This is a genomic window from Streptomyces sp. NBC_01214 (assembly GCF_026340975.1).
Classification (GTDB): Bacteria; Actinomycetota; Actinomycetes; order Streptomycetales; family Streptomycetaceae; genus Streptomyces.
Genome location: NZ_JAPEOS010000002.1, coordinates 2,416,034 through 2,442,954, shown reverse-complemented (window position 1 = coordinate 2,442,954; position 26,921 = coordinate 2,416,034). Strand labels below are relative to the sequence as shown.

General features: G+C 72.6%; 27 protein-coding genes. 5 read left to right on the top strand and 22 right to left on the bottom strand.

Annotated features, from left to right (window positions below; translation table 11 throughout):
- Positions 1 to 3 precede the first annotated feature (3 nt).
- The 14 genes from OG594_RS35590 to OG594_RS35525 form a co-directional block, all read right to left on the bottom strand.
- Positions 4 to 669, bottom strand: a complete 666-nt coding sequence (locus OG594_RS35590) for a 1-hydroxy-2-methyl-2-butenyl 4-diphosphate reductase (protein WP_266606498.1) — start codon at positions 667 to 669, stop codon at positions 4 to 6.
- Entirely contained in the window at positions 669 to 3,008 is a 2,340-nt protein-coding gene (gene shc / locus OG594_RS35585; protein ID WP_266606497.1) for a squalene--hopene cyclase, read from the bottom strand. The genes OG594_RS35590 and shc overlap by 1 nt, the downstream gene beginning before the upstream one ends.
- A 120-nt stretch (positions 3,009 to 3,128) precedes the next feature.
- The gene (locus tag OG594_RS35580) at positions 3,129 to 4,310 is read right to left on the bottom strand and encodes a polyprenyl synthetase family protein (protein ID WP_266606496.1); all 1,182 of its coding nucleotides are present in this window, start codon (positions 4,308 to 4,310) and stop codon (positions 3,129 to 3,131) included.
- Positions 4,307 to 5,686: a hydroxysqualene dehydroxylase HpnE gene (gene hpnE, locus OG594_RS35575; RefSeq protein ID WP_266606495.1), complete on the bottom strand. Its 1,380-nt coding sequence runs from the start codon at positions 5,684 to 5,686 to the stop codon at positions 4,307 to 4,309. Before hpnE ends, OG594_RS35580 begins: the two co-directional genes overlap by 4 nt.
- Entirely contained in the window at positions 5,683 to 5,925 is a 243-nt protein-coding gene (locus tag OG594_RS35570; RefSeq protein WP_266606494.1) for a hypothetical protein, read from the bottom strand. The genes hpnE and OG594_RS35570 overlap by 4 nt, the downstream gene beginning before the upstream one ends.
- Complete coding sequence (gene hpnD, locus OG594_RS35565; RefSeq protein ID WP_266606493.1) at positions 5,925 to 6,875, bottom strand: presqualene diphosphate synthase HpnD; 951 nt, start codon at positions 6,873 to 6,875, stop codon at positions 5,925 to 5,927. The genes OG594_RS35570 and hpnD overlap by 1 nt, the downstream gene beginning before the upstream one ends.
- An 8-nt stretch (positions 6,876 to 6,883) precedes the next feature.
- Positions 6,884 to 7,777, bottom strand: coding sequence for a squalene synthase HpnC (gene hpnC, locus OG594_RS35560; RefSeq protein ID WP_266606492.1), 894 nt, complete (start codon positions 7,775 to 7,777; stop codon positions 6,884 to 6,886).
- A gap of 409 nt (positions 7,778 to 8,186) precedes the next feature.
- Positions 8,187 to 8,969, bottom strand: coding sequence for an ABC transporter ATP-binding protein (locus tag OG594_RS35555; RefSeq protein WP_266606491.1), 783 nt, complete (start codon positions 8,967 to 8,969; stop codon positions 8,187 to 8,189).
- Positions 8,962 to 9,891, bottom strand: coding sequence for an ABC transporter permease (locus OG594_RS35550; RefSeq protein ID WP_266606490.1), 930 nt, complete (start codon positions 9,889 to 9,891; stop codon positions 8,962 to 8,964). Before OG594_RS35550 ends, OG594_RS35555 begins: the two co-directional genes overlap by 8 nt.
- Positions 9,892 to 9,985: 94 nt before the next feature.
- Positions 9,986 to 10,870, bottom strand: coding sequence for a glycosyltransferase family 2 protein (locus tag OG594_RS35545; RefSeq protein WP_030010276.1), 885 nt, complete (start codon positions 10,868 to 10,870; stop codon positions 9,986 to 9,988).
- On the bottom strand, positions 10,867 to 11,646 hold the full coding sequence (locus tag OG594_RS35540) for a CDP-alcohol phosphatidyltransferase family protein (protein WP_266606489.1): 780 nt from the start codon (positions 11,644 to 11,646) through the stop codon (positions 10,867 to 10,869). The genes OG594_RS35545 and OG594_RS35540 overlap by 4 nt, the downstream gene beginning before the upstream one ends.
- Positions 11,624 to 12,685, bottom strand: coding sequence for an iron-containing alcohol dehydrogenase family protein (locus tag OG594_RS35535; protein WP_266606488.1), 1,062 nt, complete (start codon positions 12,683 to 12,685; stop codon positions 11,624 to 11,626). Before OG594_RS35535 ends, OG594_RS35540 begins: the two co-directional genes overlap by 23 nt.
- A complete protein-coding gene (locus OG594_RS35530; RefSeq protein WP_266606487.1) occupies positions 12,673 to 13,425 on the bottom strand; it encodes a phosphocholine cytidylyltransferase family protein in 753 nt (250 codons plus the stop codon). The genes OG594_RS35535 and OG594_RS35530 overlap by 13 nt, the downstream gene beginning before the upstream one ends.
- Positions 13,422 to 15,062 carry a DUF5941 domain-containing protein gene (locus tag OG594_RS35525; RefSeq protein ID WP_266606486.1) on the bottom strand — a complete coding sequence of 547 codons (1,641 nt, stop codon included), beginning with the start codon at positions 15,060 to 15,062 and terminating at the stop codon, positions 13,422 to 13,424. Before OG594_RS35525 ends, OG594_RS35530 begins: the two co-directional genes overlap by 4 nt.
- Here OG594_RS35525 and OG594_RS35520 point away from each other — a divergent pair.
- The 3 genes from OG594_RS35520 (at position 15,039) to idi (ending at position 17,657) form a co-directional block, all read left to right on the top strand.
- Positions 15,039 to 15,176, top strand: coding sequence for a hypothetical protein (locus OG594_RS35520; RefSeq protein WP_234314449.1), 138 nt, complete (start codon positions 15,039 to 15,041; stop codon positions 15,174 to 15,176). The two genes, OG594_RS35525 and OG594_RS35520, sit on opposite strands and share 24 nt — an antisense overlap.
- A 485-nt stretch (positions 15,177 to 15,661) precedes the next feature.
- Positions 15,662 to 16,909 carry a bifunctional class I SAM-dependent methyltransferase/N-acetyltransferase gene (locus OG594_RS35515; protein ID WP_266606700.1) on the top strand — a complete coding sequence of 416 codons (1,248 nt, stop codon included), beginning with the start codon at positions 15,662 to 15,664 and terminating at the stop codon, positions 16,907 to 16,909.
- 148 nt (positions 16,910 to 17,057) lie between these two features.
- A complete protein-coding gene (gene idi, locus OG594_RS35510) occupies positions 17,058 to 17,657 on the top strand; it encodes an isopentenyl-diphosphate Delta-isomerase (protein WP_266606485.1) in 600 nt (199 codons plus the stop codon).
- Between the two features lie 76 nt (positions 17,658 to 17,733).
- Here the strand turns inward: idi and OG594_RS35505 are convergent, their stop codons facing one another.
- The gene (locus OG594_RS35505; protein WP_266606699.1) at positions 17,734 to 18,228 is read right to left on the bottom strand and encodes an ATP-binding protein; all 495 of its coding nucleotides are present in this window, start codon (positions 18,226 to 18,228) and stop codon (positions 17,734 to 17,736) included.
- Positions 18,229 to 18,370: 142 nt separating this feature from the next.
- On the bottom strand, positions 18,371 to 19,051 hold the full coding sequence (locus OG594_RS35500) for an HdeD family acid-resistance protein (protein ID WP_266606484.1): 681 nt from the start codon (positions 19,049 to 19,051) through the stop codon (positions 18,371 to 18,373).
- Between the two features lie 63 nt (positions 19,052 to 19,114).
- Here OG594_RS35500 and OG594_RS35495 point away from each other — a divergent pair, with 63 nt between their 5' ends.
- Complete coding sequence (locus OG594_RS35495) at positions 19,115 to 19,894, top strand: enoyl-CoA hydratase/isomerase family protein (RefSeq protein ID WP_266606483.1); 780 nt, start codon at positions 19,115 to 19,117, stop codon at positions 19,892 to 19,894.
- Positions 19,895 to 19,904: 10 nt separating this feature from the next.
- On the opposite strand, the gene OG594_RS35490 is transcribed toward OG594_RS35495, so the two are convergent.
- Positions 19,905 to 20,534, bottom strand: a complete 630-nt coding sequence (locus OG594_RS35490; protein WP_266606482.1) for a DJ-1/PfpI family protein — start codon at positions 20,532 to 20,534, stop codon at positions 19,905 to 19,907.
- 83 nt (positions 20,535 to 20,617) lie between these two features.
- Entirely contained in the window at positions 20,618 to 21,589 is a 972-nt protein-coding gene (locus OG594_RS35485; protein WP_266606481.1) for a GlxA family transcriptional regulator, read from the bottom strand.
- A 101-nt stretch (positions 21,590 to 21,690) separates the two neighbouring features.
- Here OG594_RS35485 and OG594_RS35480 point away from each other — a divergent pair, with 101 nt between their 5' ends.
- Positions 21,691 to 23,328, top strand: coding sequence for an ABC-F family ATP-binding cassette domain-containing protein (locus tag OG594_RS35480; RefSeq protein WP_266606480.1), 1,638 nt, complete (start codon positions 21,691 to 21,693; stop codon positions 23,326 to 23,328).
- On the opposite strand, the gene OG594_RS35475 is transcribed toward OG594_RS35480, so the two are convergent.
- The 4 genes from OG594_RS35475 to OG594_RS35460 all read right to left on the bottom strand — a co-directional run bounded on the left by OG594_RS35475 (position 23,325) and on the right by OG594_RS35460 (position 26,670).
- Positions 23,325 to 23,879, bottom strand: coding sequence for a hypothetical protein (locus OG594_RS35475; protein ID WP_266606479.1), 555 nt, complete (start codon positions 23,877 to 23,879; stop codon positions 23,325 to 23,327). The genes OG594_RS35480 and OG594_RS35475 overlap by 4 nt on opposite strands.
- Positions 23,880 to 24,217: 338 nt before the next feature.
- Positions 24,218 to 24,997 (bottom strand): SDR family oxidoreductase, encoded by a 780-nt coding sequence (locus OG594_RS35470; protein WP_266606478.1) that lies wholly within the window; start codon positions 24,995 to 24,997, stop codon positions 24,218 to 24,220.
- A gap of 7 nt (positions 24,998 to 25,004) precedes the next feature.
- Positions 25,005 to 26,180 carry an MAB_1171c family putative transporter gene (locus OG594_RS35465; RefSeq protein ID WP_266606477.1) on the bottom strand — a complete coding sequence of 392 codons (1,176 nt, stop codon included), beginning with the start codon at positions 26,178 to 26,180 and terminating at the stop codon, positions 25,005 to 25,007.
- Positions 26,170 to 26,670 carry an ImmA/IrrE family metallo-endopeptidase gene (locus OG594_RS35460; RefSeq protein WP_266606476.1) on the bottom strand — a complete coding sequence of 167 codons (501 nt, stop codon included), beginning with the start codon at positions 26,668 to 26,670 and terminating at the stop codon, positions 26,170 to 26,172. The genes OG594_RS35465 and OG594_RS35460 overlap by 11 nt, the downstream gene beginning before the upstream one ends.
- Positions 26,671 to 26,921 lie beyond the last annotated feature (251 nt).

The following is a 26,921-nucleotide window of genomic DNA, read 5'->3' as shown; positions in this document are numbered from 1 at the left end:
GGCTCACCTCCTGGGGAGCAGCAACGAACGGTGCCATTCATGAAACGCGGGCAGTACGGCACGCAGGACACGGAAGGCCGATATTCCCCCGCGAACCGTGCCGATACGGACGAGCTCGTGCTCCGGAGCGTCCACGATCACCCGGACGGCCGCAACCGGACGACCGCCGCCCCGGGTGGCGGCCCACAGGGTGGCCGCGGACTCCATGTCGACCGCGATGGCGCCGGTGGCGCGCAGGTGTGCGCGTTCCTGGCCGCGGACGACGTGGTCGGATCCGCTGAGTACGCCGCGGTGCACGGTCCGGCCCGGGACGGCCCGGGACAGTGCTTCGGCGAGCAGGGCGCTCCCGGTGCAGGTGACGGTCCCCAGCGGGTCCCGGGTCTCCTCGGCGACGACCAGGTCCCCGGGGTGCATGCCGGGGACCAGCCCGGCGCAGAACCCCGTCGCGAGGACGGCGGCGAGGTCCAGTCCCGGCCGGTCCAGCGCCCGGCCGACGGCCCGCTCGGCCGCGCGCGGACCCATCCCGGTGCGCAGCAGGACGTGCCCGCCGGCCGGCCCGCCCCCCTGGCTGCGACAGGCGCTGCGCAGCGCCGCCTGCTCGATGCGCAGCGCGCAGGCCACCAGCAGCGGGTCGGGCCTGCGGGCCCGGTCCCCGCCGGTGGCGGTCATCACGCCTCCCCGGCCGCTGCCGGGTGCGCTCCGGCCGTGGCGAACGGTTCCCCGTACAGGTAGCGGCCGAGCGCGGTGAGCGGGAACACCTGCCGGTACAGGTGGTAATTGATGGAGAAGTCCCACGGGAAGCCGGTGCCGGTGAAGTACGGCTCGTCCCAGGTGCCGTCCTCCTTCTGGGTCTCCACCAGGTGGGCGATGCCCCGCTCCACGGCCTTGCCCTCGCGCTCACCGGCCGACAGCAGGGCCATCAGCGCCCAGGCGGTCTGCGAGGCGGTGGAGGCGCCCTTCCCGGCCCAGGACCGGTCCTTGTAGGAGCGCTGGTCCTCGCCCCACCCGCCGTCCTCGTTCTGTACGGATTCCAGCCAGCGCACGGCCCGCCGGATCGCGGGATGCCCCGGGGAGATCCCGGCGGCGGCGAGGGCCGGGACCACCGAGCCGGTGCCGTAGACGTAGTTGGTGCCCCAGCGGCCGAACCAGCCGCCGCTCTCCTCCTGTTCGTCCAGCAGCCAGGCGATGCCGCGCCGGGTCCGGGCGTCCCCCGCGCGGCCCTCGAAGGCGAGCATCTCCACCACGTGTGCGGTGACGTCGGCCGAGGGCGGGTCGATGACCTCGCCGAAGTCGCAGAAGGGCAGCTTGTTCGGCAGGGGGCTGGTGTTGTCGGCGTCGAAGGCGCCCCACGCCCCGTTCCTCGACTGCATGCCGAGAGTCCAGGACACCCCGCGGACGATGGCCGCCTCGATCCGGGCCGGGTCCGGGTGCTTGACCCGGCGCAGGGCGAGGACCACCTCGGCCGTGTCGTCGATGTCGGGGTAGGTGTCGTTGTGGAACTCGAACGCCCAGCCGCCGGGGGCGAGCCCTGGCCGGCGCACGGCCCAGTCGCCCGTGCGCACGATCTCCTCCCCGAGCATCCAGTCGGCGGCCTTGACCAGCGCCGGGTGGTCGGGGCGCAGGCCCGCGTCGGCCAGGGCGATCGCGGCGAGGCAGGTGTCCCACACCGGGGACTGACAGGCCTCGATCATCCGGGCGCCGTCCGCGCGCCACACCGCGAACCGTTCCAGGGACTCCAGTCCGGCGCGCATCACCGGATGCCCGAGGTCGTAGCCGAGCAGGTGCAGGGCGATGACCGAGTAGACGGCGGGCGGCTGGATCCCGCCCCAGCAGCCGTCGTTCTCCTGGCGTTCGACGATCCAGCGACCTGCGGTGGCCATCGCGGCCTTGCGCAGCCGGCGCGGAGCGAACCGCCGGTAGACGTGCAGGGCCTTGTCCATCCGCTGGAAGGCGCCGTCCCAGGTGGTCAGCGGGGCGAGTCTGCTGGCGGGGTGGGGCGTCCGCGCGTCGGCGTGCAGCTCGTCGAGGGCGAAGGGGGCCGGGCGGACCGGGCGCAGTGCGGAGACCACGGTGAGCGGGACGATGGTCTGGCGGGCCCAGCAGCCGAAGTCGTAGATGTTCAGGGGCACCCAGGGCGGCAGGAAGACCAGCTCGGGCGGGAGTTCGGGAAGGTGCTCCCAGCTCCACCAGCCGAACAGGGCCAGCCAGATCCGGGTGAAGACGCGGGCGGCGGCGATCCCGCCGTGGGCCCGGATCCAGGCCGAGGCGCGGGACATGTGCGGGGCGTCCGGCGCGTCCCCGGCGAGGCGCAGCGCGACGTAGGCCTCGATGGTGGCGGACAGTTCGGGCGGTCCGCCGTGGAAGGTGGCCCAGGTGCCGTCCTCGCGCTGTTCGCCGCGGATGAAGAGGGCGGCGGCCCGGGTGGTGGCCTCGTCCCGGATCCCGAGGAACTGACGCAGCAGCAGGTCCTCCGCGTCCATGGTGACGTTGGTCTCCAGGTCGCCCTTCCACCAGCCCTCGGGGTCCTGGCGGTCCAGGAGGTTGCGGGTGGCGCGCGCGGCGGCCTCGTACACCCCCGGCCGGGTGCCGGCCGGCGGCCGGGGCAGGTCCGCGGTGGTCCGGCCCGGCCGGTCGGACCCCGGGCCGGCGGACGGGTCCGCGGTGAGGGCACGGCCGCCGCCCCGGCCGGTGTTCGGCCCGGGCGGACCGCCCGGCTTCGCCGCGGGCGGCATCGTGGCCACGCCCTGCCGGCCGGCGGGCGGGGCGGGCGACCCCGGTTCGGCCGTCGGCGGGGCGGAACGGGCACCCTGCGCGCCGGCCGTGCCCGGCGGGCCGTACTCGGCCCGCGGGCGTGCCCGGCCCGCACGGGACGGGGCGGGCGGACCCGGTTCCGCGGCCGGACCACGGGCGCGCCCCACGCCGGGGCCTGCCGGGAGGCCCTGGGCCCCCGGGGTGGATTCGCTGCCGGCGCCGGCGCTCTCGGCGCTGCCGTCGGTCGTCGCTGTCATGGCTTCCCCTTAGAACAGTGTCCTCTGCTGTGCTGGGGTCTGCCGTCGGCCGGTGCGCGCCACGCTCAGGTGGCGGCGCCGGCCGGCGACTCGCGATTCATATCCGCTGTCGGGTGGCGATCACCTCTTGCGCACGACGACGAAGTCCGCGAGGGCCACGAGCTGGTCGCGCACGCGCTGCGGCATGTCGACGCCTTCCAGGGCCCGGATCGCGACGGCGTGCTGGCGGCGCGCCTCGTCGGCGGTCCACCGGCGGCCGCCCGCCGCCTCGATGAGGGCCGCGCGGGCCGCGAACTCCTCCTCCGAGAAGTTCTCGAAGTCGCTGCTCTTGGCGTCGGCGGCGAGCAGTTCGGCGAGCTGCTCGGAGGCCTCCCCGCCGGCGGCGAGGGCGGCGACCACCGGCAGGGACTTCTTGCGCTGGCGCAGGTCGCTCCAGGTCTGCTTGCCGGTCGCCTCCGGGTCGCCCCAGATGCCAAGCAGGTCGTCGATGGCCTGGAAGGCCAGGCCCAGGTGGTAGCCGTACTCCTCCAGCTTGTCGGCGGTGCGGTCGTCCGCGCCGCCGAGCACCGCGCCGATGGAGACCGCGCAGGCGAGGAGCGCGCCGGTCTTGTTGCCCTCCATCTCCAGGCACTCCTCGACGCTGACGCGCTCGCGGTGCTCGTAGGAGATGTCCTGCGCCTGGCCGTCGATGAGCTTGCGGCTGGCGGTGGTCAGCCGGCGGGTGGCGCGGCCGGCCTCGACGGTGCCGAGTTCCAGCAGGACCTCGTTGGCGAGGGCGAACAGGGCGTCGCCGACCAGGATGGCCTGGGCCGGTCCGTGGACCTTCCACACGGTGTCGCGGTGGCGGCGCTGCTCGTCGCCGTCCATCAGGTCGTCGTGCAGCAGCGAGAAGTTGTGCACGAGCTCGACCGCGACGGCGCCCGGGATGCCGACCTCGGCCGCGGCGCCCGCGGCCTCGGCGGAGAGCAGCGCGAGCGCGGGACGCACGGCCTTGCCGCCGTCGCCGTCCGCCGCGTTGCCCTGGGCGTCGATCCAGCCGAAGTGGTAGGCGGCGACGGTGTCCATGGGCGCCGCGAGCCGGTCGACGGCGGCACGGAGCGCGGGGGTCGAGAGCGTACGGCCGCGTTCCAGGAGCGCGATCGTGTCCGCCTTCTCCACGCCCCCTCCGGCTGTGCCCACACTGGCATCCGTGTTCTCGACAGCCGGGTTCCCCGGGTTCACTGGCTCTCCTCTTGTTCCTGTACGTGCGGTGCTGGTGGTACCGGTGCTGTTGGTGCCGGTGCTGCTGATGGTGCTCGTCATGCCGCCTCCTGCAGAGGGTGTTCGCGGTGGCGGCCGAGCGCGGCGAGTGCGGCGTGGGCCGCGTTCAGTCCGCTCCGGACGGCGCTCTCCATGGTCGCGGGCCAGCCCGTGGCAGTCCACGCACCGGCGAGATAGAGCCCCGGCGTGTCGGTGCGCGCCCCGGGGCGCAGCCGGCCGACGCCGGGGGTGGGGGCGAAGGTGGCCGTCCGCTCCCGGGTGACGAAGAAGTCCCGTACCTTGGCGTCGCGCGCGGCGGGCAGCAGCCGCTCCAGCTCGGGCAGGTACTTGGCGCGCAGGACCGAGACGGGCTCGTCGATGTCGTCCTGGGCGACGGATTGGGACAGGGCCAAGTACTGGCCGCCGTCGGGGAGTCCGGAGGATTCCGTGCGGTCGAAGACCCACTGGACCGGGGAGCCGAGGGCGGCGAAGAAGGGCTGCTTGAGCACCTTGCGGTCGTAGACCACGTGGACGTTGAGGATGGGCGCGGTGCCGATGTCCAGGAGCGCGTCGCGGTCGGGGAGGGCGTCGGCGGGCAGCAGTCCGTGCGCCTCGCGCTGCGGGACGGCGAGCACGACGGTGCCCGCCTCCAGGGACTCGTCCTCGGTGTCGATCCGCCACGCCCCCTCGGACATGCGGGAGATGTCCGTGACGCGGGTGCGCAGCTCGGTCCGTACGCCGGCCGCGTCGAGCGCCTTGCGGGCGAGGGTGTCGTGCAGTTCGCCCAGCGGTACCCGGGCCCAGCCGATGTCGGCGGCGCCCTTCTCGGAGAGCAGGCCGGTCTTGAAGACCATGGCGGCCAGGCCCAGCGAGGACTGCTCGGCGGTGGCGTTCAGGGTGGCGATGCCGACCAGGTCCCAGAGGGCCTCGATCGTGCGGGCGGACTGCCCGTAGCGGCCGAGCCAGGTCGCGAAGTCCACGCCGTCGAGCGCCGGGTCGGTGGGGTCCAGGCGGCGCAGGGCGAGGGCGGCGCGGCCGACGCTCAGCCGTTCGGCGAAGGAGAGGTGCGGGTAGCGGGCGAGCGATCCGGCCAGGTGCAGGGGCACGGGCAGGGCGCTGCGGCGCAGCCGGCCCAGGCGCGGTCCGCCGGGGCGGGCGACGTCCAGGACGGGTACGTCGAGCCGGTCCTGCAGGGGTGCGAGGGCGGCCCCGTCGACGCGGTCGAGGAACCACCGGTAGGCGGTGCAGCAGCGCAGGTAGACGTGCTGTCCGTTGTCCACTTCGAGGTCGCCGCGCTTGAAGGAGAAGGCGAGCCCGCCGAGCCGGGGGCGGCCCTCCAGCAGGGTGACGCGGAGCCCGGCGTCGGCGAGTTCGAGGGCGGTGGTGACCCCGGCGAGTCCGCCGCCCACGACGACGGCGTGCTGTTCGAAGCCGTTCATGCGCCCTCCCCCGTGGTGCGGTGGCCCTCCGGGCCGGCCGGTCGGTCCTGCACGGGCGGGGCCGCCCGGTGTGCGGCGGCCCGGCCCGTGTGGCCGTGGTCCGCCGGAAGAGACGCACCCGCCGCCGGGGCGGTTGCCCGGGCGGCGTCCCGGCCGGGACGGCCGGTCGGGCGCGGGTGTGTGCGCGCCGCGGGTGCGGCCGGACCGGCCGCCTCCGGAAGCGCGGTGATCGTGGTCATCAGGCTCGCCTCCGGGTGTTCTGGCGGGAGACGGTCCGTGCGTCGAGGCCGGACAGGCCGCGCACGGCGACGTACGCCTTCTCGTGCGGCGGCAGCGACACGCGGCCCCGCAGCACCGCCTCCGGTTCCCGCTCGATGCGGTCCAGCAGGCGCCGGTAGATGCCGGCCATGGCGGCCACGCAGGCGCCGCTGCGCCGGTCGAGCATCGGCAGCAGCCGGTAGCCCTCGGCGAACAGGGCGCGGGCGCGCCGGACTTCGTGGTGGACGAGTCCGGCGAAGTCGGAGCCGGCGGGCATCCGGTCGCTGCCGAAGCCTTCCGAGCAGCCGAACTTGGCGAGGTCCTCGGCGGGCAGGTAGGTGCGCCCGTTGCCGGCGTCCTCGCGAACGTCCCGGAGGATGTTGGTGAGTTGCAGGGCGAGGCCGAGGGTGTCGGCGTACTCCCCGGCGCGCGCGGCTTCGGCAGCTGCGAGGCCCGGGCCGTTCACCGTGCCGAACACGCCGAGCGAGAGCCGCCCGATGGCCCCGGCCACGCAGCGGCAGTAGGTCTTGAGGTCGTCCCAGGTCTCGTAGGTCTCGCCGCGGACGTCCATCAGGACCCCGTCGATGAGCTCGTCGAGACCGCCGAGCGGGATCGGGAAGCGGCGCGCGGCGTGCGTGAGGGCGACGGCGACCGGGTCGGTGTCGTCCTCGTCGACCTCCTCGGCGAGGATCCGCCCGAGCAGGGCGCGGGTCTCCTCCAGCCGGGCGAACTTCGCCTCGGGCGCCAGCGTGCCGTCGCCGATGTCGTCGACCCGCCGCGAGAAGGCGTACAGCGCGGACATCGCCTGCCGCTTGTCGGTCGGCAGCAGCCGGATGCCGTAGGCGAAGTTGCGCGCCTGTGAACCGGTGACGGCCTCGCAGTAGCTATAGGCGGCCTGGACCGGTGCGGACACGTGTGTGAGGCCCTCCACGGTCGGGCTCACCCCTTTCTCGGCGCTGTGCGCAGGACGGCGGCCACCTCGCGGAGCAGGCCGTGCTTGGTGGGCTTGGGCGGGCCGGGGAGTACGTCGAAACCGGCGGCGGTGACGGCTCGCAGAGCCGCGCGCCCCCCTCCCACGAAGCCCGCGAGCAACAGCCGGAGTCTGCCGTGCACGCTCCCCACGAGCGGGGTGCCTTCGTCGAGCAGCTCGCGTGCGCGCTCGGTTTCGAATGCGATCAGGGAGCGTACGGACGCGCCGGCGGACGGGGCCGCGAGCTCCGCCTCGGTCACGTGGAAGCGGCGCAGGTCCTCGGCGGGCAGGTAGATCCGGTCGCGGCCGAGGTCCTCGGCGACGTCCTGGAGGTGTTCGACGATCTGCAGGGCGGTGCAGACGGCGTCGGAGCGGCGGATGCGTTCGGGGGTGCTGGTGCCGGTGAGGGAGAGCACCAGGCGGCCGACCGGGTTCGCGGACAGCTCGCAGTAGCCGACCAGGTCGGCGTACGTCCCGTAGCGCGTGACCCGCTGGTCCTGGCGGTTGGCCTCGATCAGCCCGAGGAACGGTTCGGGGGTCAGGTCGTGGGCGCGGACGACGGGCCGCAGGGCCTGCAGCAGCGGGTGCCGCGGCGGGCCGGCGGCGCTGCCGGAACCGTTGAAGACCCGGTGCAGGTCCGCTTCGAGGGCGTCGAGCATGGCGAGCCGGTCGTCGACCGCGGCGGGGTCGAGACCGAGGAGTACGGCGTCGTGCCCGCCGGGGGCCAGGTCGCCGTCGCCGATGTCGTCGACGAGGCGGGCGTACCCGTAGACGGCCGTCAGTCCGTCGCGCCAGGCGCGGGGGAGGAAGACGGGAGCGACGGGGAAGTTCTCCGCCGCCGCCTTGTCGAGGGTGGCACTCACGTGGACCGTGTCGGCCGGGGGTCGGATGCCGAGCCCCGGGGTCACCGCCCGCCGCCCGGGGCGGGGACGGCCGTCGTGCCTGGGGGCCGGAGAATTCCCGTAGCCATTGCCGTCACATCTCCCGTTCTACACTGCCGACCCATTACATCCTATTTCGGACACGCCGCCGGGGGATTCCCCGGGCTGCCCCAAGGCCCTTCAACTGCGGGGAATCGTCCCCTCTTGCCGCGATTGAGGACCGCCTCAGCTTACGCTGTAGAACGTCGCGGAGCCCTCCCGGGTATTCGCTCCGCCACCGAATGTCGCCGCGAAATGCGAGAACACGATTGAGGCCCCCGCCGCGCTGAGCGGCGGGGGCCTTCGGGAGAAGCGGAAAAGCGCCGGAAGAGGGCGCCGCGCGACCCGGAGGTCAGCCGTTGGTGGCCTTCTCGTATGCCGAGACGACTTCCTCGGTGGGCCCGTCCATCAGGAGCTCGCCCTTCTCCAGCCACAGCACGCGGTCACAGGTGTCGCGGATGGACTTGTTGTTGTGGCTCACCAGGAACACCGTGCCGGCCTTCTGCCGCAGTTCGCGGATCCGGTCCTCCGAACGCACCTGGAAGCTGCGGTCACCGGTGGCCAGGGCCTCGTCGATCATCAGGACGTCGTGGTCCTTGGCCGCCGCGATGGAGAAGCGCAGGCGAGCCGCCATACCGGAGGAATAGGTACGCATCGGCAGGGAGATGAAGTCGCCCTTCTCGTTGATGCCCGAGAAGTCGACGATGCTCTGGTAACGCTGCTTGATCTGCTCGCGGCTCATACCCATCGCGAGACCGCCGAGAACGACGTTCCGCTCACCGGTGAGGTCGTTCATCAGGGCCGCGTTGACGCCCAGCAGCGAGGGCTGGCCGTCGGTGTAGACCTTGCCCTCCTCGCAGGGCAGCAGGCCCGCGATGGCGCGCAGCAGGGTGGACTTGCCGGAGCCGTTGGAGCCGATGAGGCCGATCGCCTCGCCGCGGTAGGCGGTGAAGGAGACGCCGCGCACGGCGTGGACCCGCCGGACGCCCGGGGCGTCGCCCTTCTTCCGGCGGACTATCTTGCTGAGCGCGGCGGTGGCCGCGCCCTTGCCGCTGCTGCCGGTGTTGACCCGGTAGACGATGTGGACGCCGTCCGCGATCACTGTGGGGACGCGCCCCTTGGTGTTGTCAGCCACGGCCGTAACGCTCCTCAGACTTCCAGAAGTACACGAAGCCACCGATGCCGATCACCGCGGCCCAGCCCACCGCGAAGGCCCACACGTGCGGGGGCAGGTTCTCGGCGGTGTAGTCGTCGATCAGCGCGAACCGGATGAGGTCCATGTAGATCGCGACCGGGTTCCACAGCAGCAGGTCACTGATCCACGCGGGCTGTTCCTTGAGGTAGATCCCGATCGGGAACATGACGCCGGAGGCGTACATCCAGGTACGCATCACGAACGGCATCAGCTGCGCGAGGTCGGGGGTCTTGGAACCCGCCCGCGCGAAGATCATGGCGAGGCCGGTGTTGAAGACGAACTGGAGCGCCAGGGTCGGGATCACCAGCAGCCACGAGAGCTGCGGGTAGTTGCCGAAGCAGACGGCGATCACGAAGACGACGATCATCGAGTACAGCAGCTGCTGGAGCTGCTGGAGCGAGAAGGACACCGGCAGGGCGGCGCGCGGGAAGTGCAGCGCCCGTACCAGCCCGAGGTTGCCCGAGATCGCCCGGACGCCCGCCATCAGCGAGCTCTGGGTGAAGGTGAAGACGAAGATGCCCATCACCAGGAACGGGATGTAGACGTCCTTCGGCATCTCCCGACCCGCTTTGAGGATCAGGCCGAAGATCAACCAGTAGACGACCGCGTTCAGCAGCGGGGTCGCCACCTGCCAGACCTGGCCGAGCTTCGCCTGGCTGTACTGCGCGACCAACTTGGCCCGGGAGAAGGCCATGATGAAGTGGCGCCGGCCCCAGAGCTGCCGCACGTACTCGCCCAGGCCCGGCCGGGCGCCGCTGACCGAGAGGCCGTACTTCCTGGCGAGCTCCGCGGGGCTCAGCCCCGCGTCGTCGGACAGCGGCCTGCTCGTGGCGAGGGCGCCGTCGTGGGTTGTGTCACTCACAAGTTGAAACTTTCGTCTTCAAGATGCGGCCAGGTGGGCATCAGGCTGGTGGCTCGAGGCCCGTGATCGCGTCATGTTCCCAGACGCGGGCTGGTCAGATGACAGGAGGTCGACCCAGTCGGGTCAACCGCCAGACCGTTCGCCATCTCATCGGGCGGCGGGGTCCGCAGGGAGTGGTCCATCCCTCCCGGAAACCGCCGAACCAGGCCTTGAGCGCGGGTGCCGACGGCCTGCGTACGAGCGTCAGCAGGAGCCAGACGCCCAGGTAGACCGGGACCAGCGGGGCGGGCAGGTTGCGGCGGGCGAGCCACACCCGGTTACGAGCCACCATACGGTGGTAGACCGCGTGCCGGGAGGGGGCAGTTGTCGGGTGCAGCAGCACCATGTCCGAGCGGTAGTCGATCAGCCACCCTGCGTCGAGCGCCCGCCAGGCCAGATCGGTCTCCTCGTGCGCGTAGAAGAACTCCCCCGGCAGCGCTCCGACCTGCTCGAACACCGTCGTGCGGACGGCGTTGGCGCCGCCCAGGAAAGTGGTCACCCGGGAGGAGCGCATCGGGTCGGAGGCGCGCAGCCGCGGCACGTGCCGGCGCTGGGTCACACCGGTCTCCGGATCGGCGATCCGGAAGCTGATGATCCCGAGCGCGGGGTCCTCGGCGAAGGCCTGCCGGCACAGCTCGGCGGTGTCGGTGCGCTCCAGCAGACCGTCGTCGTCCAGGAAGAGCAGCACGTCCACGTCGCTGCCACCGGGGCCGAAGGCCTCGATGCCGACGTTGCGCCCGCCCGGGATGCCCAGGTTCTCGGGCAGGTCGATGCTGCGGACGCCCTCGGGCAGGCCGGTGACCTGCACGCCCTGGCCCACGACGACCACGTCGACGGGGGCTCCGTCCTGGCGGGCCACCGAGTCGAGGAGCGCCTTGAGCTCGTCGGGCCGGTTGCCCATGGTGATGATCACGGCGCCCAGCCGCAGCGGGGCGCTCACTTGAGCCTGCTGGAGGCGAGGATGGACACCAGGTGCAGCACGGTCTGGAGCATCGCGATGGCGGCCAGTACGGCGACCCCGACGCGGGACCAGTACAGGTCGCCCTGCACCTGGTCCACGACGGCCAGCACCAGGATGAGCAGCGAGGCCTCGATACCCAGGACCAGGCGGTGGAACTTGAGCGCGGCGGCGGCCCGGCGGGCGAGCGCCATGCCCTTCGCGCGCGGCTCGGCCGCCGCGTCCTGGACCACGGGCTTGCCGGCCTGGTGGCGGGCGACGCCGACCAGGTCGGTCTCGGCCTTGATGAGGATGGCGCCGAGCGCGGCCAGGGTGCCCAGGAAGGCCCACAGCCAGTCGGCTCCCCCGGGGCCCCACAGGTCGGCGGCGCGCAGGCCGAAGCCGACCAGGACCGCGGCGTCGCACAGGTAGGCGCCGACCCGGTCCAGGTAGACCCCGGAGAGCGAGTACTGCTTCTTCCAGCGGGCGACCTCGCCGTCGACGCAGTCGAGCAGCAGGTACATCTGGACCGCGATCACGCCGAGGACGGCGCCCCAGATGCCCGGCACCAGCAGGGCCGGGAGGGCGAGGACGCCGGCGAGGGTCATCAGGTAGGTCAGCTGGTTCGGCGTGACCTTGGTGGTGACCAGGAAGCGGGTGATGCGCAGCGAGACCTCACGCATGTAGAGGCGCCCGCCCCAGTGCTCGCCACTGACCCGGTCCTTCACGCCCGCCGGGTGCACGACGGGCCTCAGTTCAGCTACGGATGGTCTTGGCATAGTCGGCGTAAGCGTCCCTGATCTCGGCTGCGGACAGGTTGAGGTGCTCCAGGATCGTGAAGCGTCCCGGGCGGGTCTGGGGGGCGTACTCGACGGCCGCGACGAACTCGTCGATGCTGAAGCCGATCTCCTCGGGGCCGACCGGCAGACCGTGCCGGCGCAGCACCTCGACGAAGTAGCCGGACTGCTCGGCGGCGCCGCGCAGGTGCATCGCGAAGGCGGCGCCGATGCCGACCTGCTCGCCGTGGAGCGCGGAGCGTCCGGGGTGGAGCAGGTCGAAGGCGTGGCTGATCTCGTGGCAGGCGCCGGACGACGGGCGGGAGTCCCCGCTGATCGACATGGCGATGCCGGAGAGCACCAGCGCCTCGGAGAGCACGGTGAGGAACTCGTCGTCGCCGCACCCGCCGGGGTGGCGCAGTACGGACTCGCCGGCGGTACGGGCCATGGCGGCGGCCAGGCCGTCGACGGGCTCGCCGTTGATCTTGTGCGAGAGCTCCCAGTCGGCGATCGCCGAGATGTTGGAGATCGCGTCACCGATGCCGGCGCGGATGAACCGGACCGGGGCTTCCTTGATCACGTCGAGGTCGATCACCATGGCGATCGGCGTCGGCACGCCGTAGGAACCGCGGCCGTTGTCGTTGTCCAGGATGGACACCGGCGAGCAGATGCCGTCGTGCGAGAGGTTGGTGGCGACGGCCACCATGGGCAGCCCGACCCGCGCCGCGGCGTACTTGGCCACGTCGATGATCTTGCCGCCGCCCAGGCCCACGACGGCGTCGTAGCGGCGGCCCTTTATGTCGTCGGCCAGCTTGACCGCGGAGTCGATGGTGCCGTCGACGACCGCGTACCAGTCGGCGTGCGGCAGCACGGGCTCCAGCCTGGCGCGCAGCGCCACGCCGGAGCCTCCGCTGATCGCGATGGCCAGCTTGCCGGAGGCGGAGATCCGCTGGTCGGCCAGGAGGCCGGCCAGGTCGTCCATCGCCCCGCGACTGACGTCGACGACGACGGGCGAGGGGATGAGCCTCGTCAGTACTGGCATGCGATCGTCCGGCCCTTGGCGAGGTCGTCGTGGTTGTCGATCTCGACCCACTTGACGTCGCCGATGGGGGCCACGTCGATGGTGAAGCCGTCGTTGACGAGCTGCTGGTAGCCGTCCTCGTAGTAGAGGTCGGGGTCGCGCTCGAAGGTGGTCTTCAGGGCCTCGGCCAGCTGCTCGGCGGCCTCGGGCTCGATGAGGGTGACGCCGATGTACTCGCCGGTGGCGTCGGCGGGGTCCATCAGCTTGGTGATCTTCTGGACGCCCTTGCCGTCGGCCGTGACGACCTTCATCTCCTCGTCGGCCAGGTTCTTGACCGTGTCGAGGGCGAGGATGATCTTCTGGCCGTTGCCGCGGGCGGCGAGCAGGGTGCGCTCGACCGAGACCGGGTGGACGGTGTCGCCGTTGGCGAGGATCACACCCTGTGCCAGGACGTCACGCGCGCACCACAGGGAGTAGGCGTTGTTCCACTCCTCGGCCTTGTCGTTGTCGATCAGGGTGATCTTGACGCCGTACTTGGCCTCCAGGGCCTCGCGGCGGGCGTACACGGCTTCCTTGCGGTAGCCGACGACGATGGCGACCTCGGTCAGGCCGACCTCGGCGAAGTTGCCCAGCGTCAGGTCGAGGACCGTGAGGCTCTCCTCGTCACCCTCGGGGCCGACCGGCACGAGCGCCTTGGGCAGGGTGTCGGTGTAGGGGCGCAGACGGCGTCCGGCACCGGCCGCGAGTACAAGGCCGATCATGCTGGTTCTCCTTCGTCATGTACGGCGGGTGCTCCGGAGGAGACCCAGAATCGGATGCTCTCCACGAGCACCACGAGTGCCACGAACACGGCCACGGCCGTGAGCGCGACGGGGAAGTCCGCTTCGCGCGTTACGAGGACGGCCGCCAAGGCCGTGATCAGCAGGACCCGGCCTTCGTGGCCGCCGATCGTCCGCACCAGCCAGTGCGGGGGCGCGCCGGTGCCGCCGCGGATGCGGTACACCGTGTCGTAGTGATGGTAGGCGACCGCCGCGATCAGGCCGAATGCCGCCGGGAGGGCCCCGGGGACGTCCGCCTTGACGGCGAGCGCGAGGACCGTGACGTACTCGGCGGCCCGGAACAGCGGCGGGATCAGCCAGTCCAGGGCGCCCCGGAGCGGTGCGGCGACGGCGAGGCCGGCCGCCATGACGTAGATCACTGCGACGGCGATCACCCGGGGGTCGCCGAAGGGCAGGAACACGGCGCCCGCGATCATCACCAGCGTGCCGAGGGCCGCCACGTACACGGAGCCGAAGGACCCGGCCCGGCCGCGCAGCAGGCGGGCCTGGAGCTCGGCGAGCGGTCCCGAGTCGGCCAGGTCGGCCAGCGCCCGGGCCGCCCGGTCGGTGCGGGTGGCCCTGCGCGTCAGGGAGCGCAGGACCCGGCCGGCGGTGGTGTAGAGCGCGCCGAAGGCGCAGCCGACCAGCAGGGCGTAGAAGACGATCCGGGGGGTGGTGAAGGCGGTCAGCACCGCGATCATCGCCCAGCGCTCACCGATCGGCAGGATGATCATCCGGCGGATCCACACGGTCCAGCCGACGCTGTCGAGCCGGTCGGAGAGGGCGGCCGTGGGGCTGGTGTTGGCGGTGGCGTCGTGGTTGGCCTCGTTGAAGGAGAAGTCCACGACGTGCCGGCAGGTCATGAGGATCATGGAGCCGACGGCCAGGGCCCAGACGTCGTCGCCGTTCCGGGCCGCGCCGAGCGCGAGGCCCGCGTAGAAGGAGTACTCCTTCGCGCGGTCGAAGGTGGCGTCGAGCCAGGCGCCCATCGTCGAGTACTGGAGCGAGTAGCGGGCGAGCTGCCCGTCGGTGCAGTCCAGTACGAAGGAGACGAGGAGCAGCACGCCGGCCGCCACGTAGCCCCAGCGTTCGCCCGTGGCGGCGCAGCCGGCCGCGATGAGCGCGGTGATCAGCGAGGCGGTGGTGACCTGGTTCGGGGTCAGGCCGCGGCGCGCGCACCAGCGGGCGATGTAGCGCGAGTACGGGCTGATGCAGAAGGTGGTGAAGAAGCCGTCGCGGGACTTGACGGCGGTCCGCAGGCGCACGGCCTCGTCGTCGACGGCGGCGACGGCGGCGGTCGCCGCTTCGCGCTCCGCCGGGCCGGCGGGGACGGCGGCGACGAGGGTGCCCAGTTCGGGGCGCTGGACGGCGGTCCCGGCGGCCTCGACGGCGGCGGCGAGCCGGTCCGGGTACGGGCCTGCGCCACCGGACTCCGCGGCGGCGCCGGCGACGGCCTGGTCGAGGGCCCCCCGGGCCCCGGCCTGGACGGCGAGGGCACCGGTGACGGCGCAGGCGTCGAAGCGCGGGTCGGTCAGTGCGAGGCGCAGCGCGTGCACGTGCCCGACGAAGGCGCTGTCCACGACGGCCACCCGCTGGTCGGCGGGTACGCCCGCCAGTGCGGCGGCGGTGTCCTGGGGACCGGCGGCCGGGCGGACGTCGAAGCCGAGGGAGCGCAGCTCGTCCGCGAGCGGTGATCCGGGGACCGGCAGGCCGGTGAGGATGACGGTCGGCAGACGAACTCACTCCTTGTAACGGATTCCGAACGCGCGCCCTCATGGGGTGGCGGCACGTCGGCAGAGGCTATCGGATGAATGGAAGCAGGGGTTCACCACCCGTTTACGCCCCGATAAGCCGAATATTCGGGCCCCGGGCCGGGTTCCGATCATCATTGACGATCACGGCGCCGTACCACAAACGGCCCTGATGTTACGGTGGACGCGCCCCTGAACGTGTCGAGTGGAAAGAGGTGGGTTGATGACCGTCGTAGTGGTCGCGGCCATGCGCAGCGAACTCCGGTGCATCCCCCATTCCTTCCGGGCACCCGGCCGGGCCTGACCACACAGCTGGGCCTCGTCGGCCGGAGCCCCCGTTCCAAGGGTTCACGTTGACCGACAGCAATTCCTTCGACACCGCCTCCGATCTCGACGGCGTCGACGCCTTCACGCACGCCTTCTTCGCCCTGCACCACGGCCTGCCCCGGCAGGCTCCGGGCTCCGACGCGAGCACCCGCCACCTGTTGTCCCTGTGCGGACCGCTGCCCGAGCGGCCCCGCGTCCTCGACCTGGGCTGCGGCCCGGGCCGCAGCGCGCTGCTGCTCGCCGCCGAGGCGGGCGCGGCGGATACGGGCGCCGAGGTGACCGCCGTCGACCTGCACGCCCCCTTCCTCGACGAGCTCCGCACGGCCGCCGCGGCCCGCGGACTCGCAGGACGGGTCCGCACCGTGGAGGCGGACATGGGCGCGCTCCCCGGCGAGGGCTTCGAGGACGGCTCCTTCGATCTCGTCTGGGCGGAGGGCTCCGCCTACCTCCTCGGCTTCGACACCGCGCTCGCGCGGTGGAAGCGACTGCTCGCCCCGGGCGGGACCCTCGTCCTGACCGAGTGCCAGTGGTCGGTCGCGCAGCCGTCCGCGGGCGCCCGTGCCTTCTGGGACCCGCACTACGCGCTGCGCACCACCGCCGACAACTTGGCGGCCGCCCAGGCCGCCGGGTACCGGGTGCTCGGCGTGCACGAGCTGCCCGACTCCGACTGGGCCGAGTACTACGGCCCGCTCGCCGAGCGGGTCCGGGCCCTGTCCGCGACCGGCGGCCCGGCGATGGCGCGGGCCCTGGCCGCGACCCGCGAGGAGCTCGACGTACGGGCCCGCCACGGGCACGAGTACGGGTACGCGGGCTACGTGCTGCGCCCGGTGAGCGCCGGGGACGGCGACGCCTGGCCCGCCCGGCCGGAGACCGCGGCCGACGCGACGGCCGTACGCGAGATCAACCTGGCGGCCTTCGGGACCCCGCTGGAGGCCGACCTCGTGGACGCGCTGCGCGCCGACGCCGCCTGGCTGCCCGGGCTGTCGTACGTGGCCGAGGCCCCGGACGGTGCGGTGGCGGCGCACGCCCTGCTGACCCGGTGCGAGGTCGACGGCGCCCCGGCGCTCGCGCTCGCCCCGGTGGCGGCCGATCCCGCGCTCCAGCGCTCGGGCGCGGGCAGCTCGGTCGTACGGGCCCTGCTCGCGGCGGCCAGGGAGCGCGGGGAGTCACTGGTCCTCGTCCTGGGGCACCCGGAGTACTATCCGCGCTTCGGTTTCCTGCCGGCGTCGCGCTTCGGGATCCGGGCCCCCTTCGAGGTCCCCGACGGGGCCATGATGGCGCTGGTGCTGGATGCTTCCCGTCCGGTGCCCGCGGGAACGATCAGGTACCCGGATCCGTTCGGGGTCTGACGCGCACGTCATGTGAGGTGACACGTGATGTGATCCGCCCCTCGTCGCCTAGCACGCGACGGGGGCGGACATGCGTGGTTCTGCGAAGTGGGGACAAGCCTCTTTTGTACGGCAGACTGAAGGCCGAAGTCCGAAGCGAAGGATGGGTATGCCGACCACACCAGCCACCGCCGCGAACAGCGCGTCCAACGGCACCGGTACGCAAGAACCGATCATGCTCGAACTGGTCGACGAGGCCGGCAACACCATCGGTACGGCGGAGAAGCTCTCCGCCCATCAGGCGCCCGGGCAGTTGCACCGGGCGTTCTCCGTGTTCCTCTTCGACGAGCAGGGTCGTCTGCTGCTCCAGCAGCGGGCCCTCGGGAAGTACCACTCCCCCGGCGTCTGGTCGAACACTTGTTGCGGGCACCCCTATCCCGGGGAGTCGCCGTTCGCGGCCGCGGCCCGGCGCACCCATGAGGAGCTGGGCCTGTCGCCCTCGCTCCTCGCGCAGGCCGGGACGGTGCGCTACAACCACCCGGACCCCGTATCGGGCCTGGTGGAGCAGGAGTTCAATCACCTGTTCGTGGGACTCGCACAGACCGTCGTGCAGCCGGATCCGGAGGAGGTCGAGGACACCGTCTTCGTCACCGCCGAGGAACTGGCGAAGCGGCACGCCGAAGCGCCCTTCTCGGCCTGGTTCATGACCGTGCTGGATGCGGCGCGGCCCGCGATCCGCGAGCTGACCGGCGACGCGGCGGGCTGGTAGCAGCCCGTACGCCGCTCCGCTCCTGCGCGCTCCCGCCCTCCGCCACCCCGCCCTCCGCCGCCCCGCCGGCCGCCGCTCACCCGACGGTCGGCGGGGCGGCGAGCGGCAGGGCCGCCCAAATCACCTTGCCGCCGGTCGAGGTGTGCTCGACGTCGCAGACCCCGCCGGCCTCCAGGGTGATCTCCCGGACCAGGAGCAGGCCCCGGCCGCCGGTCTGACCGAAGTCGGCCTCGAGCGCCTTGGGTCGGTAGGGGTGGTTGTCCTCCACGGCCACCCGCACCCACGCACGGCCGATCGCGACCTCGACCGCGACCTCCGGCGAGAGCAGGGCGGCGTGCCGGACCGAGTTCGTCACCAGCTCGGAGACGATCAGGAGCAGGGAGTACACGAGGTCCTGATGGGCCGGCACCCCCTGGCGCCCGAGCAGGTCCCGGACCGCACGACGGGCTTGCGGAACGGATTCTTCAACCGCGGGAGCGGTGAACCTCCACACACCCTCATAGGCAAGGGGATCGGCCGGGGCCTCCGCCTCACCCGCCTTGGCCGGCGGGACGCTCCCGCTGACATCCATTTTCCGTCCCCCGTCTTCGCGCTCGATCGTCTCCACGCGACAAGAGTGGGGAACGGGCTGGTGCGGCCCGGACTGCTGACCAGAAGTCAGCGTCTATCGGACACATTCTGACCGCTGGCGTATGACAGAGTCAGTTGTTCGACTATTCCTGATCTTCTGTCCGCCGCTTCCCGGCCGCCTCGCCCGCCCCGTCCCCCGCGGTCGCCGCTGCCGGATCCCCATCCTCCCTGACCAACCCCAGGATGCGACGGGAGCCCATGCCCATGGCCACCAGGCTCAGCCCGTCGAACAGCAGGGCGAGGGAGAAGAAGGTTCCGATCACGTACAGACTGTTGCCGGGCCAGTTGGAGAGGATCAGGAAGCCCAGCAGGATCCCGAAGGCGCCCTGGACGACCGCGAGCCCGACATTGGCACCGCGCACCACCAGCGCTCCGACCAGCCGGAACACCCCGCCCGTCAGGAAGAGCAGCGCGGCGAACATGGTCAGCGCCTCGGCGCTCGCCTCGGGACGGCGCAGGATCACGAAGCCCGCGGCCAGGTTGATCGCGGCGACGATGACGGCGAGCCAGAAGTAGTTGCTCCTGCGCCACTGCACGGCCTGCAGCAGGCCCACCACACCGCCGATCAGCAGCAGCCAGCCGAAGAGGAACATCGAGGTGAGGGTGGCGACGGCGGTGTAGACGAGGCCGACCAGCCCGGCCAGCGCCAGCAGTACCCCGAGCGCCGTCATCAGCGCGAAACTGCGATTGAGCTTCTTCTTCTCGCGCTGCGGTTCCGGGCCCCCGACCATGGCCCCCGTACGGTCTGCACGATCTGCGCCCATGGACGTGCCACCTCCTCGCACCCCTTGATCATAGGTATGACCGCCCGGGATAGCATCCGGCGCATGGACGCAGCCACGGACGCAACCCTCCTGCACACGGTCGCCGACGGGGTGGCCACGATCGTCATCTCGCACCCCGCCAAGCGCAACGCCATGACCGCCGCCATGTGGCGGGCGCTCCCGGAGCTGGTGACGGGCCTGGCGGACGACCCGGCGGTACGGGTGCTCGTGCTGACCGGGGCCGGAGCGACCTTCTGCGCGGGCGCCGACATCTCCTCGCTGACCGGGGACGTCACGGACCCCGGGGACGCCGGGGACGGGGACCCGCGGGACCTGGCCGTGGCCGCCGAGGAGGCCCTGGCCGCCTTCCCCAAGCCCACGCTGGCGGCCATCCGCGGCTTCTGCGTGGGCGGCGGCAGCCAGCTCGCGGCCGCCTGCGATCTGCGCTTCGCCGAGGAGGGGGCCTCCTTCGGGGTGACCCCCGCCAGGCTCGGCATCGTCTACCCGGCGTCCTCCACCCGCAGGCTCGCTTCCCTGGTCGGCCCGGGCTGGGCCAAGTACCTCCTCTTCTCCGCGGAACTGATCGGCGCGGAGACGGCGCTGCGCGCGGGGTTCCTGAACGAACTGCTGCCGGCCGGCCAACTGGACAAGCGCGTCGCCGAGTTCAGCCGGATCCTGGCCTCGCGCTCACAGCTGACGCAGGCGGCGGCCAAGGAGTTCACGGACGGTCGGACCGACCGGGACGCGTACTGGAAGGACCAGGCCGCCGGGAGCGAGGACACCGCGGAGGGGGTCACCGCGTTCCTGGAGCGCCGGGCCCCTCGCTTCACGTGGACCCCCTGACGGCCGGCCGTCAGCCGGGCGTGCCACCGCTGCGCAGCATCTCGACGAGGGCGGCCGGGGCCTTCTCGGGCGAGCCGGCGTCGTAGGGCGGCTGCGGGTCGTACTCGGTCATCAGCTGCACGGCCCGGGCGAAGTCGTCCCCGGCGATCCGGCCGAGCAGGGTGAGGCCCATGTCGATCCCGGAGGACACCCCCGCGGCGGTGACGTACTTCCCGTCGAACACCACGCGCTCCCCGGTGGGCTCCGCCCCGTGCTCCGGCAGCTGCTCCAGGTACAGCCAGTGACTGGTCGCCCGTCGGCCGTCGAGCAGTCCGGCGGCGGCCAGCAGCAGGGATCCCGTGCACACCGAGGTGGTCCAGGTGGTGGTGGCGTCGACCGTGCGCAGCCAGTCCAGGACCACGGGGTTGGCCATCTCCCGCTCGGGATGCGGTCCGCCGGGCACGATGACGATGTCGGGTCGGGTGACCTCGTCGAGCCCCTTGTCGGCGACGAGCGCGAGCGACCCGTTGTCGGTCCGTACGGGGCCGGGCCGCTCGGAGACGAAGACGACCTCGACGTCGGGCAGCCGGCCGAGCGTGTCGAAGGGCCCGATGGCGTCCAGGGCGGTGAAGTGGTCGTAGAGAAGTACGGCGATCTGCATGGCTCCTCCGGAGCGCTGGTCGGAACAGTGCGCCGCCCCGGTGGGGCGGCTCCTTCTTCTGGGCGCGGCGCCGGGGCCGGCCCTCAGGGGCGCGACGTGCGGAAACGGCGGCGGTACTCGGCGGGCGGCTGGCCGAGGGTCCGGACGAAGGCCCGGCGCAACGCCTCCGGGTTCCCGTACCCGCAGGCCCGGGCGATCTGTGCGATCCCTTCCCCGCTCTCCTCCAACAGCCGCCGTGCGTGGTCCACCCGGACCCGTTCGACGTACCGGCCGGGCGTGACCCCGGTCTCCGCCTGGAAGGCCCGAGCGAAGTGCCGCGGCGACAGTCGGGCCCGGGCGGCGAGGTGCTCGACGCCGAGCTCCTCCCCAGGGTGCTCGGCGATCCACTGCTGCACGTCCCGCAGCGGGTCCCGGCGGGCCGTCTGGGCGGCCAGGTGCGCGCTGAACTGCGCCTGGTTGCCGGGCCTGCGCAGGAACACCACCAGGTGCCGGGCGATCGTCAGGGCGACGTCCTGCCCGTGGTCCTCCTCCACCAGCGCCAGGGCGAGGTCGATCCCCGCCGTGACCCCCGCCGAGGTGGCCACCGGTCCGTCCCGTACGTAGATCGGGTCCGGCTCGACGGCGACGGCCGGGTAGTCCCGCGCCATCCGCTCGCAGGCGTTCCAGTGCGTCGTCGCCCGCCGCCCGTCCAGGAGCCCCGCCTCGGCCAGCAGCAGTCCTCCCGTACACACGGAGACCAGCCGCTCCGCGCCCCTCCCGTGGGTACGGAGCCAATCGGTGAGCCGGGGATCGAAGTCCCCCGAGAACCGTCCCCCGGGCACCAGGACCGTGGTCCCGGGCCCCGGCCTGGCGCTCGCCAGCTCCCCGTCCGGCACCAGCGTCAGCCCGCTGCTGGTGCGGACGGTCTCTCCCGCGGGAGAGACCGTCCGGATCGCGTACCCGACCCGCCCCGGGAAGTGGGCGAGCGCGGCGAACACCTCCACCGGCCCGGTCACGTCCAGGCTCTGGACCCCGTCGTAGAGGAGGACGAGGACGGTGCGCGGCGATGACGACATGGCTTCATGGTGTTCCGCGCCCCCGATAGCCGCAATGACGTGCTTCCCACCTATCCGGCCATGCCGGGCGCCCGTTCGCGCGCGGATAGGATCGGCACATCATGACTGCAACCCTCGTCGCCAAGAAGCTCACCGCCGCGCACGGTGAGCGCACCCTCTTCGCCGATCTCGACCTCGTCGTCGCCCCCGGCGACGTCATCGGCCTCGTCGGCGTGAACGGCGCCGGGAAGTCCACCCTGCTGCGGCTGCTCGCCGGGCTGGACACCCCCGAGACCGGGGAGCTGCGGCTCTCCCCGCCCGGTGCCGCCGTCGGCCACCTCCCGCAGGAGCCGGAGCGCCGCCCCGAGGAGTCGGTCCGGGAGTTCCTGGCCCGCCGTACGGGCGTGGCGGCCGCGCAGGCCGAGCTCGACGCGGCGACGCAGGGTCTGGTGGACGGGACCCCGGGAGCGGACGACGCGTACGCGAACGCGCTGGACACGTGGCTGAACCTCGGCGGCGCCGACCTCGACGAGCGGGCCCAGGAGGTCGCCGACGAGCTCGGCCTCGCCGTCGGTCTCGACCTGCCCATGACGGCGCTCTCCGGCGGTCAGGCGGCCCGCGCGGGCCTCGCCTCGCTCCTCCTGTCGCGCTACGACGTCTTCCTGCTCGACGAGCCCACCAACGACCTGGACCTGGACGGTCTGGAGCGGCTGGAGCGGTTCGTCAAGGGGCTGCGGGCCGGCACGGTCGTGATCAGCCACGACCGCGAGTTCCTGACCCGGACGGTCACCAAGGTCCTCGAGCTCGACCTCGCGCAGCAGCAGATCAACCTCTACGGCGGTGGCTACGACTCCTACCTGGAGGAGCGCGAGCGCGCCCGCAACCACGCCCGCGAGGAGTTCGAGGAGTACGCGGGCAAGAAGTCGGCGCTCGAAGGCCGGGCCCAGATGCAGCGCAACTGGATGGACAAGGGCGTGCGCAACGCCCGCCGCAAGGCTTCCGACAACGACAAGATCGGCAAGAACCTGCGGGGCGAGTCGAGCGAGAAGCAGGCCGCCAAGGCCCGCCAGACGGCGCGGGCGATCGAGCGGCTGGAGGTCGTGGACGAGCCCCGCAAGGAGTGGGAGCTGCGGATGGAGATCGCGGCGGCCCCGCGCTCGGGCTCCGTGGTGGCGACCCTGCGCGAGGCGGCCGTCAAGCGCGGGGACTTCGCCTTCGGCCCGGCGAGCCTTCAGATCGACTGGGCGGACCGGGTGGCGATCACCGGGGCCAACGGCGCCGGCAAGTCCACCCTCCTCGCCGTCCTGCTGGGCCGGCTGACCCCGGACTCCGGCTCCGCCACCCTCGGCTCCGGCGTCCTGGTCGGCGAGGTGGACCAGGCGCGCGGCCTGTTCCTCGGCGACGAACCGCTGCTCGAAGCCTTCTGCGCGGCGGTGCCCGAGACCGAGCCGGCCGAGGTGCGCACGCTGCTGGCCAAGTTCGGCCTCAAGGCGGCCCACGTCCTGCGCCCGGCGGCCACCCTCTCCCCGGGCGAGCGCACCCGTGCGGCGCTGGCCCTGCTCCAGGGCCGCGGGGTGAACCTGCTGGTCCTGGACGAGCCGACCAACCACCTCGACCTGCCGGCGATCGAGCAGCTGGAGTCGGCCCTCGACGCCTACGAGGGCACCCTCCTGCTGGTCACCCACGACCGCCGCATGCTGGACGCGGTGCACGTGACCCGCCGCCTGGAGGTCTCCGACGGCAAGGTCACCGAGCTCTAGGGAAGCCGGTCCGGGCGGGCGGCGATGTCCGTGGCCCAGGCACGGAAGGCACGCAGGTCCTCGGGCGGGATGCGGAGTTCCTCGGGGACGAGGTCGGAGCGGGCCGCGACGAGGAGGTCGGCGAGGCCGAGGTGGAACCAATCCCAGTGCACGGAGTTGTAGGCCACCACGAGCGGCCGGACCCGCTCCCGGATCGCGGCCGCCTCGGTGGCGTCGACCCCGGCGGCGGCCAGCCGCTCCAGGGTCGCCGCCCGGGTCCGGCGGTCGAACTCGGTGTCGAGGAAGGGTTCGAGCAGGTCGCCCCAGACGTCGGGCCGGGAGCGCAACGGGATCCCGTTGTCGGTGCAGAACCGCGCCAGCTCCGCCTGTCGAACGGACGTCACGAAGACGATCTCGCCCGAGCGGGTGCGGATCTCGGGCGGAACGGCGGCCGGGTCGGCCTCCCGGACGGCGGACGCGCCCAAGACGCCCCCGGGTGCGGCGTCGGGCAGGTCGCCGTCGCCTTCCGAAAGGCGGACGCGGTCGCCCTCGAAGAGCGGGTCGAAGATCACCCGGGCATCTTCTCCCACGACCGCCCCGCATGGGAACGTTTGTACGAGATTACCTATTCGGGGCCCTTTCGACGGCCCCGGTACCCGTGGCCTTGCCCCGGGCGGTCGAGGCGGCTCGCCTCGTCCGTGTCCGCGGCGCGGACGGGCCCGGGCCCGGGCTTCGGAGCGTGCTTCGGACCCGGCTTCGGGCGCTGCTCGGGCTGCGGGACGTGCCGCTCCTTCGCGTCGTCGTTCCCGGCGCGGTGCGGGCTTCCTCCGGCTCCACCCTGTTCGTCCATGGCGCGTCCTCTCTCTCACCCGGCGGCTGCCCGGGACGCGGCGCCCCAAACCGGGCCCGTTCAGCCCGCCCGGTCCGCCGGCGGCCGACGCTTGCGGGCCATCCGCGCGGCCACGAACGTGCGCGGCAGGTGGCGGGCGGCGAGGGCGTAGGCACGGTAGCGGCGGCCGGTGATGCTGACCGGGCGGCGCAGGGCGAGGTCCTTCAGGGCCTGCGCGACCACGGCCTCCGGCTCCAGCCAGACCGCGTCGCGCAGCGCGCTGACGTCCATGCCGGCCCGCTCCTGGAACTCGGTGCGGGTGAAGCCGGGCACCACGGCCAGCACCCGGACCCCGTACGGCGCCATGTCCACCCGGAGCGACTCGCTGAACGCGGTGATCCAGGCCTTGGCGGCCCCGTAGGTCCCGGTCGGCAGGAGTCCCGCCACCGAGGAGACGTTGAGGACCGCGCCCCGGCGGCGTGCGCGCAGGCCCGGCAGCACGGCGTGGGTGAGTCGGAGCGGGACCTTGACCAACAGGTCGAGCATCCGCTCCTCGTCCTCGACCGGGCTGTACGGGAAGGGCGCGGGCAGCCCGAAGCCCGCGTTGTTGACCAGGATGTCCACGGGCCGGGCCGGGTCGGCGAGCCGCTCGGTGACGGCCGCGCAGTCCACCGGGTCCAGCAGGTCGGCGGGCAGCACCTCGGACGCGGTGCCGTACGCGCGGGCCAGTTCGGCGGCGACGGCGTCGAGCCGGTCCTTGTCGCGGGCCACGAGGACCAGGTCGCAGCCCTTGGCGGCGAAGCCGCGGGCGAAGGCGGCGCCCAGTCCGGCGCTGGCCCCGGTGATCAGTACGGTGGTCAAGACTCGTTCACTTCCTCGTGGTGGCGGGCGCGGCGTACGCCTGGGCGACGTCGACGAGGAACCGAGCCTCGTCCGCCAGGTCCCCGCCCTCCTGCGAGGTGTGGATCGCGGCGGGCAGTTCCAGCGCGGCCGCTTCGCCCGGCTGCCCGGGCGCCCCGTCGAGCTTGGCCTGCCGGGCCTCCTTCAGTACGCGGGCCAGCGCGGCGGCGGTGGCCCGCTGCTCGGGGACCCCGTCTCCGGTGGCCTGGCCGCGGGCCTGTTCCAGGGCGCCCGGGGCCACGTACTCGCCCAGGATCAAGATCGCGTCGCGCGTCTCGATGACCTTGCGGTACACGAGCAGGTTGCGCGGGACCGGCGGCCACATCAGCTCCATCACCCGCCAGGCGCGCGGCTTGTTGAGCGCCACGTGCGGCACCGCTTCCACCAGGTCGCGCCACAGAGGCCACAGCCGCCAGGTGGTGGCGATGTCGGCGCAGGTGCGCCGGAAGGTGAACAGCGTGGGCACGAGGATCGCTGCGGCGCGCAGCAGGCCGTGCAGGTTCATGAGCAGGGGGAGGGCGGGCATCGCCCAGGTGCTGCCGAACAGGGCCTTGAGCAGGTACGCCAGCCAGAACAGTCCGGCGAGCGCGGTGCCGAGACCGAACAGTCGCAGCCCGGCGGCCAGGCCCCGGCTCTCGGTACGCCGGCTGTAGCGCGAGCACAGGGCCACGCAGACGATGTTGGCGGTCACGTGCGCGGAGATCAGGACCAGCCAGTACGCGAGGGAGGGCACCGGGTCGCCGACCGGCGGCATGGTGTGCGTGCCGTGGTCGGGCGCGGCCGCGTCCAGCGCGAGGAGCGCGCCGAGCCAGGCCACGGTGGCGACGCAGGCGGTGAGCTGGAGCCGGCGACCGCGGGTGGTGGCGGCCACGAAGTAGAGGACGGCGCCGGCCGACAGCACTCCGATGAGGTTGCGGACGAGGCCGATGGTGTGGGCGTAGCCCGGGCCGCGGCCCATCGCGTACGAGACGACGTCCGGGAGGTTGAGGGTCATCGCGGCGGCGGCGGTGGCGACGGCCAGCCACAGGCCGCGCTGCTGGGGGGAGCGCAGGGCTCCGGGGGCGCGGAGCAGGACGGCGATCCACAGGCACACCACGCTGGGGACGGCGAGCCAGTTGCCGAAGGCGGTCAGGTCACTTGCCATCGGTGCCCCGCTCGTACCCCATGGCGGACTCCAGTCGGGCCAGGGTGCCGCGGGCGCCGTTCGCGGACCGCGGCCCGGCGTTCGCCGTGCGGATGCGGATCATGCTGGCGAGCATCTCCGCCTCCTGCTCCTGCCGGGTGGTGTAGTTGGTGCGGCCGAGCACCACGGGGGCGTTCCCGTCGGTCTCCTCCCCTTCCAGGGAGTTGTGGCCGAAGAGGATGTGGCCCAGCTCGTGGAGGACGATGTGCTCCCGGTGCAGCGGGGTGGTCTGCGCCTCGTAGAAGACGTAGTCGACGCTGGCCGTGCCCACCCACAGTCCGCAGACCCCGGACTCCGCCGCTTCCTTGGGGAGCGGATGGAGCCGGATGGGACGGCCTCGCCGCTCGGCTATCCGTCGACACAGGTCGTCGAGGGAGAAGGGGTGGGTCAGATCCAGATGGCCGAGAATCTGCTCGCACCTTTTGCGGATGCTGAGTTGCCGGTGGGGCATGTGATCCCTCTTCGGACCCTTTCCGGGGCAACGGCGGTAGGCGTGTATGGGCATGGGCATGACGTCCTGTGCCTTCGAGGCGGCCTCGGGGAATGCGGTCCTGAGGGGAAAACGCGGAAGCCCGTCCGCCGAGTGACGAACGGGCGTTCCACCATGCCTACAGATCTTGTACGCGAGTTGGCAAGGCAAGTCCCCAGGTGGGGAAGCTATTCGGCCACTCGGTACGAAGACCGACACGCGCCGGGTGGCTG